Below are 14,006 nucleotides of genomic sequence, written 5' to 3'. Positions count from 1 at the left end.
CTGATGTAGGTGAGGTTGTTTGTGCGTGTGGTGAGGTTCGTTGTGCGCGTCGACCGGTAGGGCCTCGGCACGTCGTCAATGGTGAGGTTCATTGTGTTGACAGAACCTCACCATCACATGCTAGAGTGCTCGAGCACCAAAACGAGCGGGAAGACGAGTATGGCGACGGACAATCCGGTGGAGGCCGCAGCAAGGACAACGCCTCGCCAAATGGCGCTCGCGTTGTTCGAGGACATGTTTGACCTCGGTATGCCTATCAACGAGGCCAACCGCGAAATCGGCTATCAGCGCAACAATTTCTTCACGGAAATCGTCAACATGGGGTTGGCGGCGAGACGGTTCCTCGATGCCGCGTATTTCATCGTCGCACAGGAGCCAGAAGCTCGTGACCAATACGATGTCGAGCTGAACTACTTCAAGTGGTTGATGCGCTATGACAGCCGCAACCTGAAGCATCTGCGTACCATCGCGGACGAAGCACAGAACGCGAAGATCCGTGTCACTAATACGCCGTCAGACCGTGAGCCCGATGAACAGGATATCTGGGTTCAGGTTCAGCTGATAGGCATGGTGGCTCTGCACCGCGGCCGCGTCCGTTTCGATGTGCATCACAGCTTGATTCCACACATTCGAGACCCCCGCAAGTCGCACTGGCTCAGCCTTCGAATCTCCACGTCTTTTACCCGCAGCCTCGCGCGTGCGATCTATGACAAGGTCCTGCCAAGTGTGCCTAACGGGCGTACCGACTGGATCAAGCTGGATGAGATGCGGACCTGGCCGGGAAAGATGGGCGCGAATGCGACCATCTTTAAATACTTCAAGCGTGACTGGCTTGAGCCGGCAGTCCGTGAAATCAATGAGATCTCGGACATCGACCTGTCATATGAAACCAAGACCGAATCCACGTCGTCGAAGAAAGTCGACCGGATTCGGTTCCTGCTCAAGCGTAAGGACACTGCCGACGCCGTCATGGCCAGCCTGTCCGATGCCAGTCAGCTCTACAAGATTCTGAAGGAAGAGTTCAACCTCTCCACCCGGCAGTTCAGCGAGATTTCCGAGAACCGCGAGACGTGGAACGATGATCGCATTCTGCAGGCCATCGAGTACACCCGGTTTAAGTTGAATCGCGGTCAGATCAAGAAGAGCCCTGCCGGGTATCTGATGAAGGCCTTGCGCGACAACTGGCGGATGTCAGATGCCGAACGGACGATGGTTCAAGTCCAGACCAAACTCCTCACCGAGGAAGCAGAGAAGGAAGCCGCGAAGATAGCTGTCAAGGCAACTGTGGAGCGCAGCGTTGCCTCGCGCGAAGACGAGACCCGCGCTCGTATGAACGAAGAATCGCGGCAAGGGCGGGAATCTTTCACGTCATCGGAGGCCAAAGTACGCCGAGAACTCGTTCGAGCATGGCTTGCCTCGAGGGAAGGCAAACTCGTGCTAAGGCGGATGAAACTTGAGCCGTCGTCGGTGCCCGAAGAGGTCATCCTGGCAAATCCGGATTTGGCCTGGTATCTGGGCCAATTCGTGTTCGGGCGCATCAAGTCCCAGCTGACATCCTCCCCAGCCTGAAAAGGCAGGAATTCCTGCCCCGCTCGCGCGGTGCTGTGGATGAAAGGCCTCTATGCCTGCGCCGTGCGAAACCTCGACACCGCCTAACGCTCACCCTTCAATACTGCGGGAGAGGCCTTCTTTTGGCCCGACCATTGTCTTTGCCGGAAGGGTTGCTGCTTGTCTCATAACTTCTCACTCATTTTGAGAATTCTCATCTGAAATGAGAAGAGATGATGCAAAATTCGCCGTCCCTTGGCACTTTGCCAGACCTGAGTTGGCCACGGCCTACTTGGACGCTTTCGACCTGAAGCTGTCCGCAGCCCGCGGACTCCATACGAAGCCAGCCCGGAGAGAGAGGTCAAACGCGGCACTGATCGCGCGTTTGACCGGGTCCTCGGCCCCGAAACTTAAGCATCCACTCGCGAACCCCATCGAGGACAAGGGAAAAGGACTCGTGGTCGCAGAGAGCTTGCACGGCACGCGTTACAATTGCCGTACTAAGAAGTGCACGCGCAATTGCTCAGGGCCGGACGCCGTGCTAGTTGCAGGCAGCGGACTCATGCAGGCAGCGGACTCATAATCCGCCTCCGAGAGGACACCGTGGGTTCGAATCCCACCCGGCCCACTCTGCGCAACGCAGAAGCCCGCATCAAGCCGACTGATCTAGCGCCTTCAAGCGCGCCTTAGCGCGCCCAAGCGCGTTGAAGCGCATTGAAGCGCGTAACTCTCACCCCCGCGCGGTTCACGTAGCGGGTTCAAGCGCGTTCAAGCGCCTCCAAGCGCGTTGGATCGCGTAACTATGCTCCCCGAGCTCAGCCCCAAACATGTTGGGAGGCCTGTCTGCCGCCGACGAGGCTGCGAAGATGCTCAATAGCCGCGTGTGCCATGGCCGACGATGATCGTGTCGCTGACGACGGTTGGGCCAGGGAACGCGAGAGCCCAGTCGCTGCTCTGTCCATCTCGATGAGCCAGGCTCGCGCCTGGCCATGCCCTAATGAACTTCGGCGGCCGTTGGTCTCAGTGATCACGACCGACGCCGAGTCGACCTCATAGATCCGCCCGTCGGGTGCTGACACCCGTCTACCGCGGTACCGCTCAATGAGTTGACCAACCTCCTCCCGGTCCTGCGCGGCCCGAGCGTCGGCTGCGTGTCTCTCGTCTTCTTGGGCCTTCCGAGTCCGGACCACATGGCCATAATCGATGGGCTTTCCGAGGAGCGACTTGAGGTAGGCGAACAGTTCTCGCCCCCGGAGCGGCCCGAGTGCATGGCCGGATGCCGAGACGACGTCCGACAGCCGGTGGCCAGCCTCCCTGGCGAGCCGCATCAGAAGGAAGAGGGCGGACGTCTTCAGCTCTTGATCGCGCACGAGAGGCGCCAGAGAACAATGGGCACTGCCCGATCGTCAATTTGCACAAAGGCTCCCGGCCCAGGATGTTTCTTCGTAGAAGACTGCTTGGGTTTGTTTACGCCACTCACCGGTGCGAGACATGCAGAGCTGGACCGCGACGCATCGGAGCCGGTCGAAGGTTCAGGATGGATAGCGGACCCAAGCTGCCGGCCAGCGACCCCGATGCACTGGAGCAACTTTGCAGTGAACCCGATCCGCCCAACGACCTCGAGGTGCGCACTGGTGCGTTGCTGCCGTTCACGCTCAATCAGCCCAGCATCTTCAACTGCTCCAAGCGCTCGATAGACAGTGGCCTCGCTAATCGCGAGGTGCTGCGCAATCGTTGCCTTCTTTATGGAGGCGAGCGAGGTGGGATCCTTCTGGTTCAGTGCGAAGCGGATGAGCGTGGCCAGGACTTGGCGATTCGTGATGTGCAAAGCCCGGAGCCCATCGGCTCGTAGGCCAACGCGATCGCTCTGAGAATCCGCTCAGGCAGCCGGCCGGCATCGCACCTGGCTGCCTTGGGTTGCCGGCCGGCCATCGATGTCGACAGGGGCCGGAGCATGCGGCGCACCACCGCATGCTGTTGTTTTTTTGGGCAATAGGAAGCCCTTCGAAGCCAAAATTCATCTTCGATCAACGCGCAAATTTGTGGAGGGAGCATTGCCAGCGAAGGGCGAGTCTTCGTAGACTCGAACTGTCTTAGAGGTCGAGTCAAGAGGGTTTCGAAGCCTGCCACCCCTTTTGTCTATGCCGATAAAAAGCCTGGAGCGCCAACTCCAGGCTTTTTTTGTTGGGGGAATGCCTACGGACTCAACGACAGCTCCTTCAAAATCCGAGTGGTCACGCTACGCTCAATGAAGCGTCGGGCGGGAATAGGATTGGCGGTCTGCGGGGGCCGCCGCCATCGGCAATTCGATCCGAGGGTTCCTTGCGCGCAGGTCTGCAATCACCTCATCCGGTACGTGCTCGCCCCGTTCGCAGGCCGCGACCACCAGGTCACAGTGGACCATCGAACGGACTGAATGTGGATTCAGGCGAGGGTTGTCCGCGTGAAAGAAGATCATCGCCTTCGCACCTGCCATCTGGAACGTCCGGAGGTCGCTGTCCAGAGCGCGGTTCAACAGCTGCGTCACCGACGATGCGATCCATTCCTGCCGCGGCGCCAGCTCTAGCCCATTCTTGCCGACGGTCGCGCGATCGTAGATGCGGCCAAGCTCGGAGCGGAGCGCGTTGAGGTCCTGAGCGCCGGCCGGGGCCTGAGCGCCTTCAACAACCAGCAGACGGGACTCCTTCGCACCGTTTCCCCTGGTCACCGGAATTGCCAGTGAACTGAGCTCGAAGTCCTCAAGAGGCATGCACCATGCATCGACATCGACCAGCCGCGCAATGCGGGCGGCGCGCAGGGCCATATTGCTTTCGACGTCGGCGGCTACAACGTTACCCGCCTGGTCCAGCAGCCTGTACTCGACCATGTAGCCGCGACGGCCTTGTTGCCAGACCAGGTCCTTCAGGAGCGGGTCCGCCTCGCGGGCAACGTTGCTCGCGTGTTGCATGAAGGTGACGATCGGCGCTGCGCCGAAAGTGTTCAGCAGCAGCCGCTGCGCGCTCTGACGTCGCATTGGCACCTCTGCACCAATCGGCACTTCATATGGCTCAGGGTCAGCCCTCGGGGCGAGCCCGCGGCCGGTTCGCCACGCGTCACTGAGCGCAACAGCCAAGGCCTTGAGCACGTCACCAGTCAATGGGCCGCAGCTGGCAATGCGAGCAGGGGTGGTTTCAGATGCCCGGGAAGCGTAGAGCGAAGTGATATCGCCCTGGGCTTGTGTGAAGCACTGGCCCACCCAGTCCGCAGGCAAACGGATCTCTTTGAGGTGTAGTTTGTTACTCATTGAAATTCTCACGCCGCCATCGGCAGCTGTTGTTCATCGGTTCGATGTCGGCCGCCCTCGGCCGGCGATTCGCCCCCGAGTGCTCCGCCGAGGGCAGCAATCAGCTTGCCAAGCTCGCCAGCCATCAGCGCGAAGTCGGCATTGAATCTGGCGTCCGCGTCCTCGCCGTTGTCCTTCGTTTCGTCTTTGATCACACCCAGGGCCTTGATCTTTTTCAGTCCCAGGGCGCTGGTGAGGACAAACGAGATTCGGTCTTCCCAGGTCATTGCCAGCTGCGTGCACCGCTTGCCGCCGGCAAGGTGGTGACCGAGATCCGCCGCATCCAGGCTATGGTTTGCGAACTTCACGGTAGACTTGCCCTCGCCAGAGTCTTTGAGCTCGGCATCCTGGTCGACAGTGAAACCGGCGGGTGCTTTGTCGCTGGCCAGCCAGTCCGTCATCGCGGCCGCGGGGGACAGGTTGCAATGCAGCGGCGTGGCCTCAAGCCGATCAATGGACCGGAAGAGGGCGGTCACGATGGTGTCGACCTTGGAACCGACGGCGTCGATACAGATCAGGTTGTTGACGGGATCGATCCATACTGCGGTCTTGCTGCGCGTTGCGAAGGCCTTTGGCAGCAGCTCGCGCGTGACATCTTCCTTCAGCTCTTTCAGCTGCTTGCGGCCTACTTTGAAGCCTTGGCGGGCCTCAATCTCCGCTGAACGGGCCGCCAGTGCGTCTTTCACCACGGCACTTGGCAGTACCTTCTTCTCGATGCAATAGCTAAGTAGAACTTGCTGACCCACTACATGGGCCAGCGATCCATCGGCGCGGGGCGGTACCCAGCCGCTGGATGCGAAGTCACTGCTGCCGCAGGACGTGAAAGCTTGTTTTCCGAGCGCATTGTTGAGCGCGTCGAGATGCTGGCCGAGGCTTACGAGTCGAAGGACTGTTGCGTTCTTGAGCCACATAGAGGTGTCCTTATTGGTGATGGGCCGGCCACGCCGGCATTTCATCGTTCGAAAATTACTGATACGTCAAAATAAATAGACCGATTAGAGAGCGATGCGCGGCGATAAAGATCGCTCCGGGCCGGGGTCGGAAAGTAAGAGTGGTACGTCGACGCGGCGCTCCTCCGGAGTACCATCGGCGCGACCGTCCTCCAAAATGCTCACCGATCCTATGGAGGGGTCATACATGGCTACATTGAGCTCATCACCGCGGTTGAAATAGACGACGGAGCCTGGCGTTGGTCCGGCGCGGCTGTACGCGCGGTCAAACCATACACCAGCGTCGAGCAGGATCTGCTCTGCGTCGACTTGCGTGGTCGCGTGTTGGCGGCCAGCCCATCGGGCCACGTGGTCGGTTCGGCTGCGAGCGAACTGGTGGCGGACGAAAATGGCCAGCTGGCTGTTCAAGGCGGTCGCTGGAACACGTACGGTCGGCCCCAAAAGGCGGGTGTCACCAAAGGCCGGGGCACCGAGCCAGTTTTCACCGTCTGCGCCACGGATGACACGGCAGACATTCATGGTGTCGGCGTCCTCCACCAGGTAAATGTCCGCCCCTCCGCGTTGCCGGAGGGTGTTGAAGCCGGCGCGTGCGAGCTCGAAGAAGTAACCAGGGGTTTGGCGCTCACGATAGGCAACGCGCCACCAGTGGAAGATCTGCTCAACCGAGCGCGGCTGGGCAAAGAAGTGGCCCAGATCGTCAAACTCGAGATCCCGCTCATCCGCGAACTCGATCGCTGCGCGGACAAAGGCCCGGTCGGCGCATTGGCTCAGCGCCAATTCGCCATGCGCCCCATCGGGCGGATGCCCGGTTAGCGCGGCATCGAGGATGCCGCGAGCCGAAGGGAAGGCGTGGATCAGATCTTCGATCAGAAGCGCGGTAAGGCTGACAACCTGGAGCGCCAGGCCGCGCGCGTGCGCCTGCTTTTCCAACTCCGACGCGATTGCCTTGCGCTCGTGCTTCGAGACGCCATTCAGACCGATAATCTGTGGATCCATGATGTAGACCTTAGCGATGGCAGGGGGCTAGCGCATCCGCGGCCGTATCGCGACCTCATGACCGTCGTCGCCAGGGCTCTCTCCCTCGTGCTCCGCCAAGTCGCCAGAGGCCAATTGCTCGAAGATCGCCGCAACGAGTTGCACATCGGTAGCATCGCTCTGAATTTCAGCCTCGCCAGCAACCCGACGCATCCACGCGAAAAAGCTGTCAGCCGTGCGACCGACCGCCCCGAAGGTATTGGCAACCTCGCTGGTGTCCGGTGTCGCCTCGGTTGGGAGGGCGAGCGCGCCAGTCTTCCAAAGCGAGAACGCGTGCGCAGCCGCCTCGCGTGGGTCATTGCACTGTGCTGCCGCTTTATGCAGTCCGCGCTCCGACAGGCACTTTACCGTCAGAGCATGCAACGGCGAGCCGGCGCGGAACGCTCGGTCGATCGCGTCGTTCTTCTCCTGTTCAATCAAGTGTTCCTGTGCGTAGTGCCAACACTCGTGATAGAAGACGCGGTCGGGTTCCTTCGCACGCAATGAAAGGAGTATCATGCGGTTGATCTGGCTACCGGCGACTTCCGAGCCTGCAGCATCGTAGATCTGAGAAGCAAGGCGGACAGAGGCGACGGAGCCCAGCATCTCGCGGGCACGGCTCAGGTAGGCTTGCTGGTGGTCGGGAAGGTCGTCGATCAACACTGCCAGGGTGTTGTGCAGCACGTCGCGGGAATACATGGGTTGCGGCTTCAAGAGGACCTCCCTTGCCTGTGGCGTCATGTCAAACCCGGGCACGCTGTGCTCGGGACCGTTCTCCTGGAACTTGACTGTGTTCATCCGGATTTTCTGGTCGCTACCCTTGAGGGCCTTCTCGGCGATCTTCGGGAGGATCTTCAGGTAGAAGTCGTTCAGGCCGTCGCTCTGGCGCTCGTTGTTCCAGCCATTACGCATGTTGGCGGTGATCCATGCCACACGACGGATTGCCGGATTCTCAGCTGCCCGCTGAAGGGTCCGGCGCAGGATGAGTCCCGACCAGACTTCGGTGTTCGTCACGAACGGACCCTTGGAAATGTTTGCCCAATCCTGGCGGCGCCCGCGCTGGGCCCAATCCGACTGAATCTCCTCGATCATGAAGAGGTCGCCGCGCACGGTCGTCCGGGCATGGGCGAGGAGGTTGGCGACCTTCTGACCGGGCCGCTCCGGATCCTCCATATCCGAGAAGTGGTGGTGTGAAAAATCATGAGCCTTGTCGACGGATGCCAGCAGAGCGCGGCGCTCCGCGTCGAGTCGGACTACGACGCCAGGGTCCCGCGCTAGGCGATCCAGATCGAAGTCCAACTCCTCCAGCTCGAAGCGGATCTCGTCCATCCGGTCCTCTATGTTTGCCTTCTGGCTGTTGAGGACATAGAGCGTTTCCTGATAGGCGCTTGGACCGGGTTGCTTGTAGTTGGCGTACTTGGGCCGCGCAAGATCGATCTCCTTGATCGTCGGAGTCGTCGACACAAGCATCTGCAGCAAATCGTCCCTGGTAAGCAACTGCTTTGGGTCGCGCAATTCCAGGGTAGCGAGGAGGTTCGAATCCTCGATCTCGTTGCCTTTGACGCCTTTCTGAGTGAGCTTTCCGATCAGCGAGATCCACTGTGCCACCGGCGCCTTTGTCTGAGACTTGGAGATCTGATCAGCAAGGACGCTATAGAGCCGGGACGATGGGCCGGAATTGAGGTATCGGTACGGGCTTCTCATAGCAGGTCAGAAAGGGCGGCACGCCGGTCGAGAGGCGTCCGAAAGTTATTTTGTCGTATGATTATAATTGTAAACTTGACGATGTCACCGGTATACGTGTCCAGATGGCCATTTTGTCCAATCCGACCCTTGACAGGACCGTCTCGCGGCTGGGCCTACGCCGGCTTGAGGAGGCGCTTCTGTGCGCGCCCGCGAGGCATCAGGATTTCCGCCGGGTAGCCCAACAGTTCGCGGAGGTGGCCGGGGCCGAGCGGCCTGTCCCAATGCTGGTGAGGGTGGGTGAGCGTGAGGACGGGAGGGAGCCAATCCTGGGGTTCGCGCCCGGATCGAAGGTGCCGCTAAAGTCCCCATTTGGAAAGAGCACTGCGAGACTGGACATCTCGGTCGCCGACGCAGCGGGCGTCCAAGCCAGCATGGGGATCTTCGGCGCGGTCTGGGGATGGAAGGACATCCAGGTCGGCGATTCTCTTCTGATCATGGCCCGGCCGGTTCGCTTCGGTTCGATGCTCTGCCTGGACAATGTCGAGCAGCTCGACACCCGGTATGTTGGCAAGGTGATGCCGATTTACCTCGGTATCCCGGGCCGAGTGGCCGGCAACGCCGTGAACGCCTTGGTCGGACACGTACTGGATCAGGACGTCGACTTGGCCCTGAGATCCGCCGCCGAGGCTATCTGCGAAGCGTGCGGTCTTCCTGAGGAGAAAATTCTCGAAGCCTGCGAGGCCCCGGACCAGTTCGCCGACCTCGAGGATCTGTTCGCCGGATTGCATGCCCCCGCCACACCCGAAGAGGGAACCGCAGCGCTCACAACCGCAAAGCGCATCGCCTGCCTGGCGATCCAGGCTGCCGCGCTGCGGCAGAACGCAAGAGCGCCACACCCGGATGCCCCGATTGGCGGCAGCGGCGAAGGTGGCATCGTTGAGCGGGCCGCGAAGATTCTCCGGTCGCAACCCGAGAAGCCGACCGGAGATCAGGAGCGCGCAACGGCTGGGATCGCCGCGGCCCTGCAGAACAGCACGCCGATGAACGGCTTGCTCTGTGGCGATGTGGGAACCGGTAAGACGCTCGCATATCTGGCACCGGCCGTGGCCGCGAACCAGCTGGGTGCTCGCGTGGCCATTGTCGCACCGACCTTCCTGCTGGCCGACCAGATTGCCCGGAATCTTGTTCGTCGCTTCGGCGATGCCGTGGCAGTACAGCGGGTGGAGGCCGGGGGGAAGATCGTCGATCCGCAAGCCATCCTTGTCGGCACCGCGGGGATGACTACCGTGGCGGCCAAGGCCAAGTACACGCCCAACCTGCTCATCGCTGACGAGCAACACAAGCTTGACACCACCACGCGCGAGCGGATGGTCGCCCCTTGGACGCACGTCCTGGACGTGTCGGCCACACCCATCCCTCGAACCATGGCGCTTTCGTTGTTTCCCGGCGTGCAGGTATTCACCATTGGCGAACAGCCTGTCGAAAAGTCCATCCAAACCCGACTCATTGACGTGGGTCAGAGGAAGATGACCGTTGGCGCGATTCAGGCAGCCGTCGCAGCGGGAAAACGCGCAGCGATCCTGATCCCCCGGGTGGGTTCCGCCAGCGGCGAGGGCAAGGAGGGGGACATCGTCGCCAATCGCTCCTCCGTCTTAAAGGCCGCCGAGCAGTTCGAGAAGGCATTTCCAGGCAAGGTTGCCACCCTCTACGGGGAAATGAGCGACGAAGAGAAGCGCGTCGCAATCGAGAGTGTCGCCAACGGACGGACGCCGATCGTTATCGCATCGACGGTATTCGAGACCGGGATCGACACTCCGGACGTTGCAGTCATGGTGATCCGGGACGCCGATTATTTCGGCATGTCACAGCTGCACCAGATGCGAGGCCGCCTGGCGCGTGCCGGTGGAAGTGGTGAGTGCTTCCTAATGGTCGAGGACTTAGCGGGCCTGTCAGTCGAAACGCGCGGCCGGCTGGATGCCTTGACGCGGATCTCCAATGGTTTTGAGCTCGCGGCGCATGACATGGTGAGCCGCGGGACAGGTGAGTTCGAGGGAACGGCACAGAGCGGGTCAACCACCAGCGTATTCAAGCTCATTCCGATCCGCCCTCGCGATTTGCTGGAGAACCGGATTGACCTCACGGTGGCCATTGATCAGGCGGAGGCGCGTGACGATATGGCCAACAAGCGCTTCTCGCAGAGTCGGCTGTTCAATTAAAGAGGGCCTTGGGGCCCGTTCTTGCAAAGAAAGGAGAATTTATGGTTGCAATTACCTTCGCCGGCGCGCAGCCGGAGGACGTTCAGTACAAGGAAGTCGATGCCTCGACGCCGTCGGGGCCAAGGCGCCCAGTAGCGCAGGCCGCAGCGCAGGCGACAGGGACCGACAAGCCTGGCTGGTCGGCCGGCTACTCGATGCTAGACAAGGATAGGTCGATGATCGCCCAGGTCGTCGACTCGATTACGCGGTTTCTCAAGGCTGTAATCGCGTTCATCAAGCGGCTTTTCGGCGACAAATCAGCCTTGGGCAGTCCGGCCGAGGGTGCCGGTACGGAAAAGGCCGGTCTACCTAGTGCGACGACGCCTGCTGAGCAACAAGGGACAGCGTCCGTGAGGTTCATGGAACGCGGCAATCCGACGCCCATTCACGGTGACCCTGGCAATGCCGCCTTCACAGAAGTGCAGCCCCTTGGCGTAGCCGCGGCACAGGCAAATGGCTTTCCCTCGGATGCGGTGCGGCGGGCCGCCGAAGAGTTTGCAGAGCGCTGGCCGGCAATCGGTGCAGATATGCTCAAGGATCCCGCGGTATTGCAAAAGGCGCAGTCGAAGCTGCGCGAGGGTGGGGGCGCCGACCGCGTTGGGGAATACCTGATGCGGCTTGCGATGGAACATGATCACGAAGCGCAGGCTCAAGCGCTGATCAGCCAGCTCGAACAAAAGCTCAAGGAAGCTGGCATTTCCGATCGAAACAATGGCCTGGGCCTGAACCGCCGTGACCTTGCGACGATGATGATCTTCGGGATGGAGGAGCCAGGGACGCGGCAGGCACTGATGCCGGAGGCAAAGCGGATCGTGGAAACCTTTCTGCGCGAGCCTCAGCTTATTCAGCAATTGGCGGCGAACCTTGCCGTCCGCGCCGGAAAGCTGGGTATTCAGCAGATTGCTTTTGATGCTGAGAAGCCTGCAGCGGATGCGCCGGCCAAGCCGACCAAGGGACTGACCTTTGGCCCGCCGACCAATCGCCCGGCGAGCGGACCGATCGAAGATCCGGACGACGCATACCTTGCTAACCGAGATCGAGCGGCTTAAAGGGGCGGCAGCAGCGAAACATGGTGCGTAAGGACGGTCACCCACTCGATTGTAAGGGAGACCGACGGACAGACGGTGGCGGTCAGTACGAACCCCTGGCTCGTCGACCATGGTTTGATCATCGGACAGCTTCAACGACCGGAAGGCGTGCTCGTGATCATCCTTGCGGACGCGCAACACGACTTTCACCGGTTCAGTAGGGAAGAACTCAAGCTTCCGCTGCTATGTGATGTACCTGTCGAGGCTGAAAGCTCTTTTCGCGCGCCAAGTCTACTCCTAGCCTAGCTGACTGGCGCCCGCGCATACAAACCCGCAACTCTGAGAGGTTTGTGAGCTCTATTTCACGAACGTGAAACAGGTTTTTCGGCCATATTGCTCATCCTTGCGCTCGCTTTCGCCCCAAAAAAATCGCCGACCTGTGTTTAGGTCGGCGTTGGGCGGGCCATGTTAGCTCCACGGAGGAGCCACGCCTGGCTCGGGGGCGTCAGTTCGCTTGGGACAGGCCGGCGATGCCCGCCACGCCGTTAGCTGCCTGCACGCCGACGTTCGCTGCCACACCGTTGATGCCGACCAAGACCGTGCGGGCGGTGTCTTCGACCACGAACTTCGATTCGCCCAGCGCGACGTCGGCCTTGATATGGTGCTTGCCAGCGAGAGCTCCTGCCAGGAGGCGGGCGGCGGTCGGGCGGGCGCTGTATTCCTGCACGGTGATGGTCACCGGCACGCCATTGGGGATGACTTTCACGCCAAACTTGTCAGCCTGTGCAGCGAACGAATCGAGCAGGCTCTTGCTGACTTCCGGGTTGATCTGATGGCCATTGGCTACGACGACCGGTTGAGCCACGCCCTTGCTGACGGACGCCTTGAACTCGCTCGAGACTCCGTGACTGGTGGGGGTGGGGTGCGTTGCGGCGCAGCCTGCCATCAGGGTGGCGACAGTGACGGCGGCAACAACGGAAATCGTGCGGATCATTCTGATTATTCTCCAAGTGGTATATGCCTCAGCCGGCCCTGTCGTGGCTCGAATCGAGGTGTGGCAAGCATAGCGGTTGCGGAGTTCATGTCCAGCATTTCGTGCTGAAGAGCCCTCCAACCGGCCGCGACGCAGCTTGCCGGCCAATCTAGATCCGCCGCCTTGGCAGGCCAACACTGCCGCGCAGGCCAACCGCCCGGCAAGCCTGAGATGGAACCGGACACGTTCCACCGGAATGCGCAATGTATGCTCGCCGCCGACGCGCCTGCCTGCACGCTCGATATGTTTCTGGCCTGCGCGGCAATACGCGGCGGCAACCACGCTCAAGCCGGATGATGGCGTTGACCGCTTGCGCCTCGCCCACACGCGAGTACTGGCCATTGGATGACGCCACCGGCATGTATCGCTGATGCCGGGAATTGTTAGGTAGACTCCGCTTCTGAAACCCGGTTGGCCTGGCAGCCCTTTCACCTCTGCGCGCAGGCAACGGCCCGTCGACAAGTCCCTCCGGGAGTATCTACCCATGGCAAACCGAATCGTCATCATCGCAGGCGCTACTGGCCTGGTTGGCAGGGAAATTCTCAGTGGCCTGTTGGCCGATGACACGGTGACAGAGGTGCACAGCCTGGTCCGCAGAATGCCGGCGATCCGACATCCCAAGCTAACGAACCGGATCGTCGATTTTTCCGCATTGCCGCCGTTGGCGCATGCGGACGAGTTGTATCTGGCGCTTGGAACGACAATCAAGGTCGCGGGCAGCCAGGAAGCATTCCGCGCGGTCGACTACGACGGCAATCTGGCCGTGGCCGGCGCGGCGCTCTCTGCCGGCGCGAGAAGGGTGGGCGTGGTCAGTGCGATGGGCGCCGACTCCGGCTCCAGGGTCTTCTATAGCCGCGTGAAGGGCGATCTGGAGGAAGCGTTGACACAGATGCCATTCGAACGGCTGGTCATCGCACGTCCGTCCCTGCTGGTCGGGGACCGGGAGTCTCTCGGTCAGCCGACCCGGCGCGGCGAGGAAATAGGATTTGCACTCGGCAACGCGCTTGGCTTCCTGATTCCAGCCAACTACCGGCCAATCGAGGCGGCTGCGGTCGCAAGGGCGCTGCTCGCCGCCGTCCCGTCATCCAAGGGCAAGACCATTCTGTCATCCGGTTCCATGCAGCCAAAGGCATGATGTGCGGCAACACCCGGCGCTTTCACTGGCCGGGC

Annotated in this window: 10 protein-coding genes and 1 tRNA gene; 6 read left to right on the top strand and 5 right to left on the bottom strand. The window is 61.0% G+C overall.

What is annotated here, in order from left to right; translation table 11 throughout:
• The first annotated feature begins 159 nt into the window (after window positions 1–159).
• From K307_RS22425 to K307_RS44500, 3 genes are all read left to right on the top strand, one after another.
• Window positions 160–1,569, top strand: coding sequence for a replication initiation protein (locus tag K307_RS22425; protein WP_042883331.1), 1,410 nt, complete (start codon window positions 160–162; stop codon window positions 1,567–1,569).
• Between the two features lie 505 nt (window positions 1,570–2,074).
• Window positions 2,075–2,176 (top strand) — tRNA-Met (locus tag K307_RS47945).
• Window positions 2,177–3,085: 909 nt separating this feature from the next.
• The gene (locus K307_RS44500; RefSeq protein WP_051975104.1) at window positions 3,086–3,400 is read left to right on the top strand and encodes a hypothetical protein; all 315 of its coding nucleotides are present in this window, start codon (window positions 3,086–3,088) and stop codon (window positions 3,398–3,400) included.
• Between the two features lie 393 nt (window positions 3,401–3,793).
• Here the strand turns inward: K307_RS44500 and K307_RS22415 are convergent, their stop codons facing one another.
• The 4 genes from K307_RS22415 to K307_RS22400 form a co-directional block, all read right to left on the bottom strand.
• Window positions 3,794–4,831, bottom strand: a complete 1,038-nt coding sequence (locus K307_RS22415) for a hypothetical protein (protein WP_155301253.1) — start codon at window positions 4,829–4,831, stop codon at window positions 3,794–3,796.
• 8 nt (window positions 4,832–4,839) lie between these two features.
• On the bottom strand, window positions 4,840–5,781 hold the full coding sequence (locus tag K307_RS22410; protein WP_051975103.1) for a recombination-associated protein RdgC: 942 nt from the start codon (window positions 5,779–5,781) through the stop codon (window positions 4,840–4,842).
• 84 nt (window positions 5,782–5,865) lie between these two features.
• Window positions 5,866–6,816, bottom strand: a complete 951-nt coding sequence (locus tag K307_RS22405) for a hypothetical protein (RefSeq protein ID WP_042882916.1) — start codon at window positions 6,814–6,816, stop codon at window positions 5,866–5,868.
• A 27-nt stretch (window positions 6,817–6,843) separates the two neighbouring features.
• Window positions 6,844–8,442, bottom strand: a complete 1,599-nt coding sequence (locus K307_RS22400) for a hypothetical protein (protein ID WP_155301252.1) — start codon at window positions 8,440–8,442, stop codon at window positions 6,844–6,846.
• Between the two features lie 200 nt (window positions 8,443–8,642).
• On the opposite strand from K307_RS22400, the gene K307_RS22395 reads away from it, so the two are divergent.
• Window positions 8,643–10,736 carry a DEAD/DEAH box helicase gene (locus tag K307_RS22395; RefSeq protein ID WP_042882910.1) on the top strand — a complete coding sequence of 698 codons (2,094 nt, stop codon included), beginning with the start codon at window positions 8,643–8,645 and terminating at the stop codon, window positions 10,734–10,736.
• A 41-nt stretch (window positions 10,737–10,777) separates the two neighbouring features.
• The gene (locus tag K307_RS22390; protein WP_042882908.1) at window positions 10,778–11,824 is read left to right on the top strand and encodes a hypothetical protein; all 1,047 of its coding nucleotides are present in this window, start codon (window positions 10,778–10,780) and stop codon (window positions 11,822–11,824) included.
• A gap of 484 nt (window positions 11,825–12,308) precedes the next feature.
• Here the strand turns inward: K307_RS22390 and K307_RS22385 are convergent, their stop codons facing one another.
• The gene (locus tag K307_RS22385) at window positions 12,309–12,797 is read right to left on the bottom strand and encodes a hypothetical protein (protein WP_042882906.1); all 489 of its coding nucleotides are present in this window, start codon (window positions 12,795–12,797) and stop codon (window positions 12,309–12,311) included.
• A 523-nt stretch (window positions 12,798–13,320) separates the two neighbouring features.
• Here K307_RS22385 and K307_RS22380 point away from each other — a divergent pair.
• The gene (locus K307_RS22380; RefSeq protein WP_042882904.1) at window positions 13,321–13,971 is read left to right on the top strand and encodes an NAD(P)H-binding protein; all 651 of its coding nucleotides are present in this window, start codon (window positions 13,321–13,323) and stop codon (window positions 13,969–13,971) included.
• The last annotated feature ends 35 nt before the right edge of the window (window positions 13,972–14,006 follow it).

Source organism: Cupriavidus necator A5-1 (genome assembly GCF_000744095.1).
Lineage (GTDB): Bacteria > Pseudomonadota > Gammaproteobacteria > Burkholderiales > Burkholderiaceae > Cupriavidus > Cupriavidus necator_A.
The sequence above is the reverse complement of the archived record's forward strand: the minus strand, read 5'-3'. Positions and strand labels throughout refer to the sequence as shown.

What these genes read in the sequence shown, in the direction of transcription:
- K307_RS22425 (WP_042883331.1), top strand. Translation starts at nt 160, where the DNA reads ATGGCGACGGACAATCCGGTGGAGGCCGCAGCAAGGACAACGCCTCGC.
- K307_RS44500 (WP_051975104.1), top strand. Translation starts at nt 3,086, where the DNA reads ATGGATAGCGGACCCAAGCTGCCGGCCAGCGACCCCGATGCACTGGAG.
- K307_RS22415 (WP_155301253.1), bottom strand. Translation starts at nt 4,831, where the DNA reads ATGAGTAACAAACTACACCTCAAAGAGATCCGTTTGCCTGCGGACTGG.
- K307_RS22410 (WP_051975103.1), bottom strand. Translation starts at nt 5,781, where the DNA reads ATGTGGCTCAAGAACGCAACAGTCCTTCGACTCGTAAGCCTCGGCCAG.
- K307_RS22405 (WP_042882916.1), bottom strand. Translation starts at nt 6,816, where the DNA reads ATGGATCCACAGATTATCGGTCTGAATGGCGTCTCGAAGCACGAGCGC.
- K307_RS22395 (WP_042882910.1), top strand. Translation starts at nt 8,643, where the DNA reads ATGGCCATTTTGTCCAATCCGACCCTTGACAGGACCGTCTCGCGGCTG.
- K307_RS22390 (WP_042882908.1), top strand. Translation starts at nt 10,778, where the DNA reads ATGGTTGCAATTACCTTCGCCGGCGCGCAGCCGGAGGACGTTCAGTAC.
- K307_RS22385 (WP_042882906.1), bottom strand. Translation starts at nt 12,797, where the DNA reads ATGATCCGCACGATTTCCGTTGTTGCCGCCGTCACTGTCGCCACCCTG.
- K307_RS22380 (WP_042882904.1), top strand. Translation starts at nt 13,321, where the DNA reads ATGGCAAACCGAATCGTCATCATCGCAGGCGCTACTGGCCTGGTTGGC.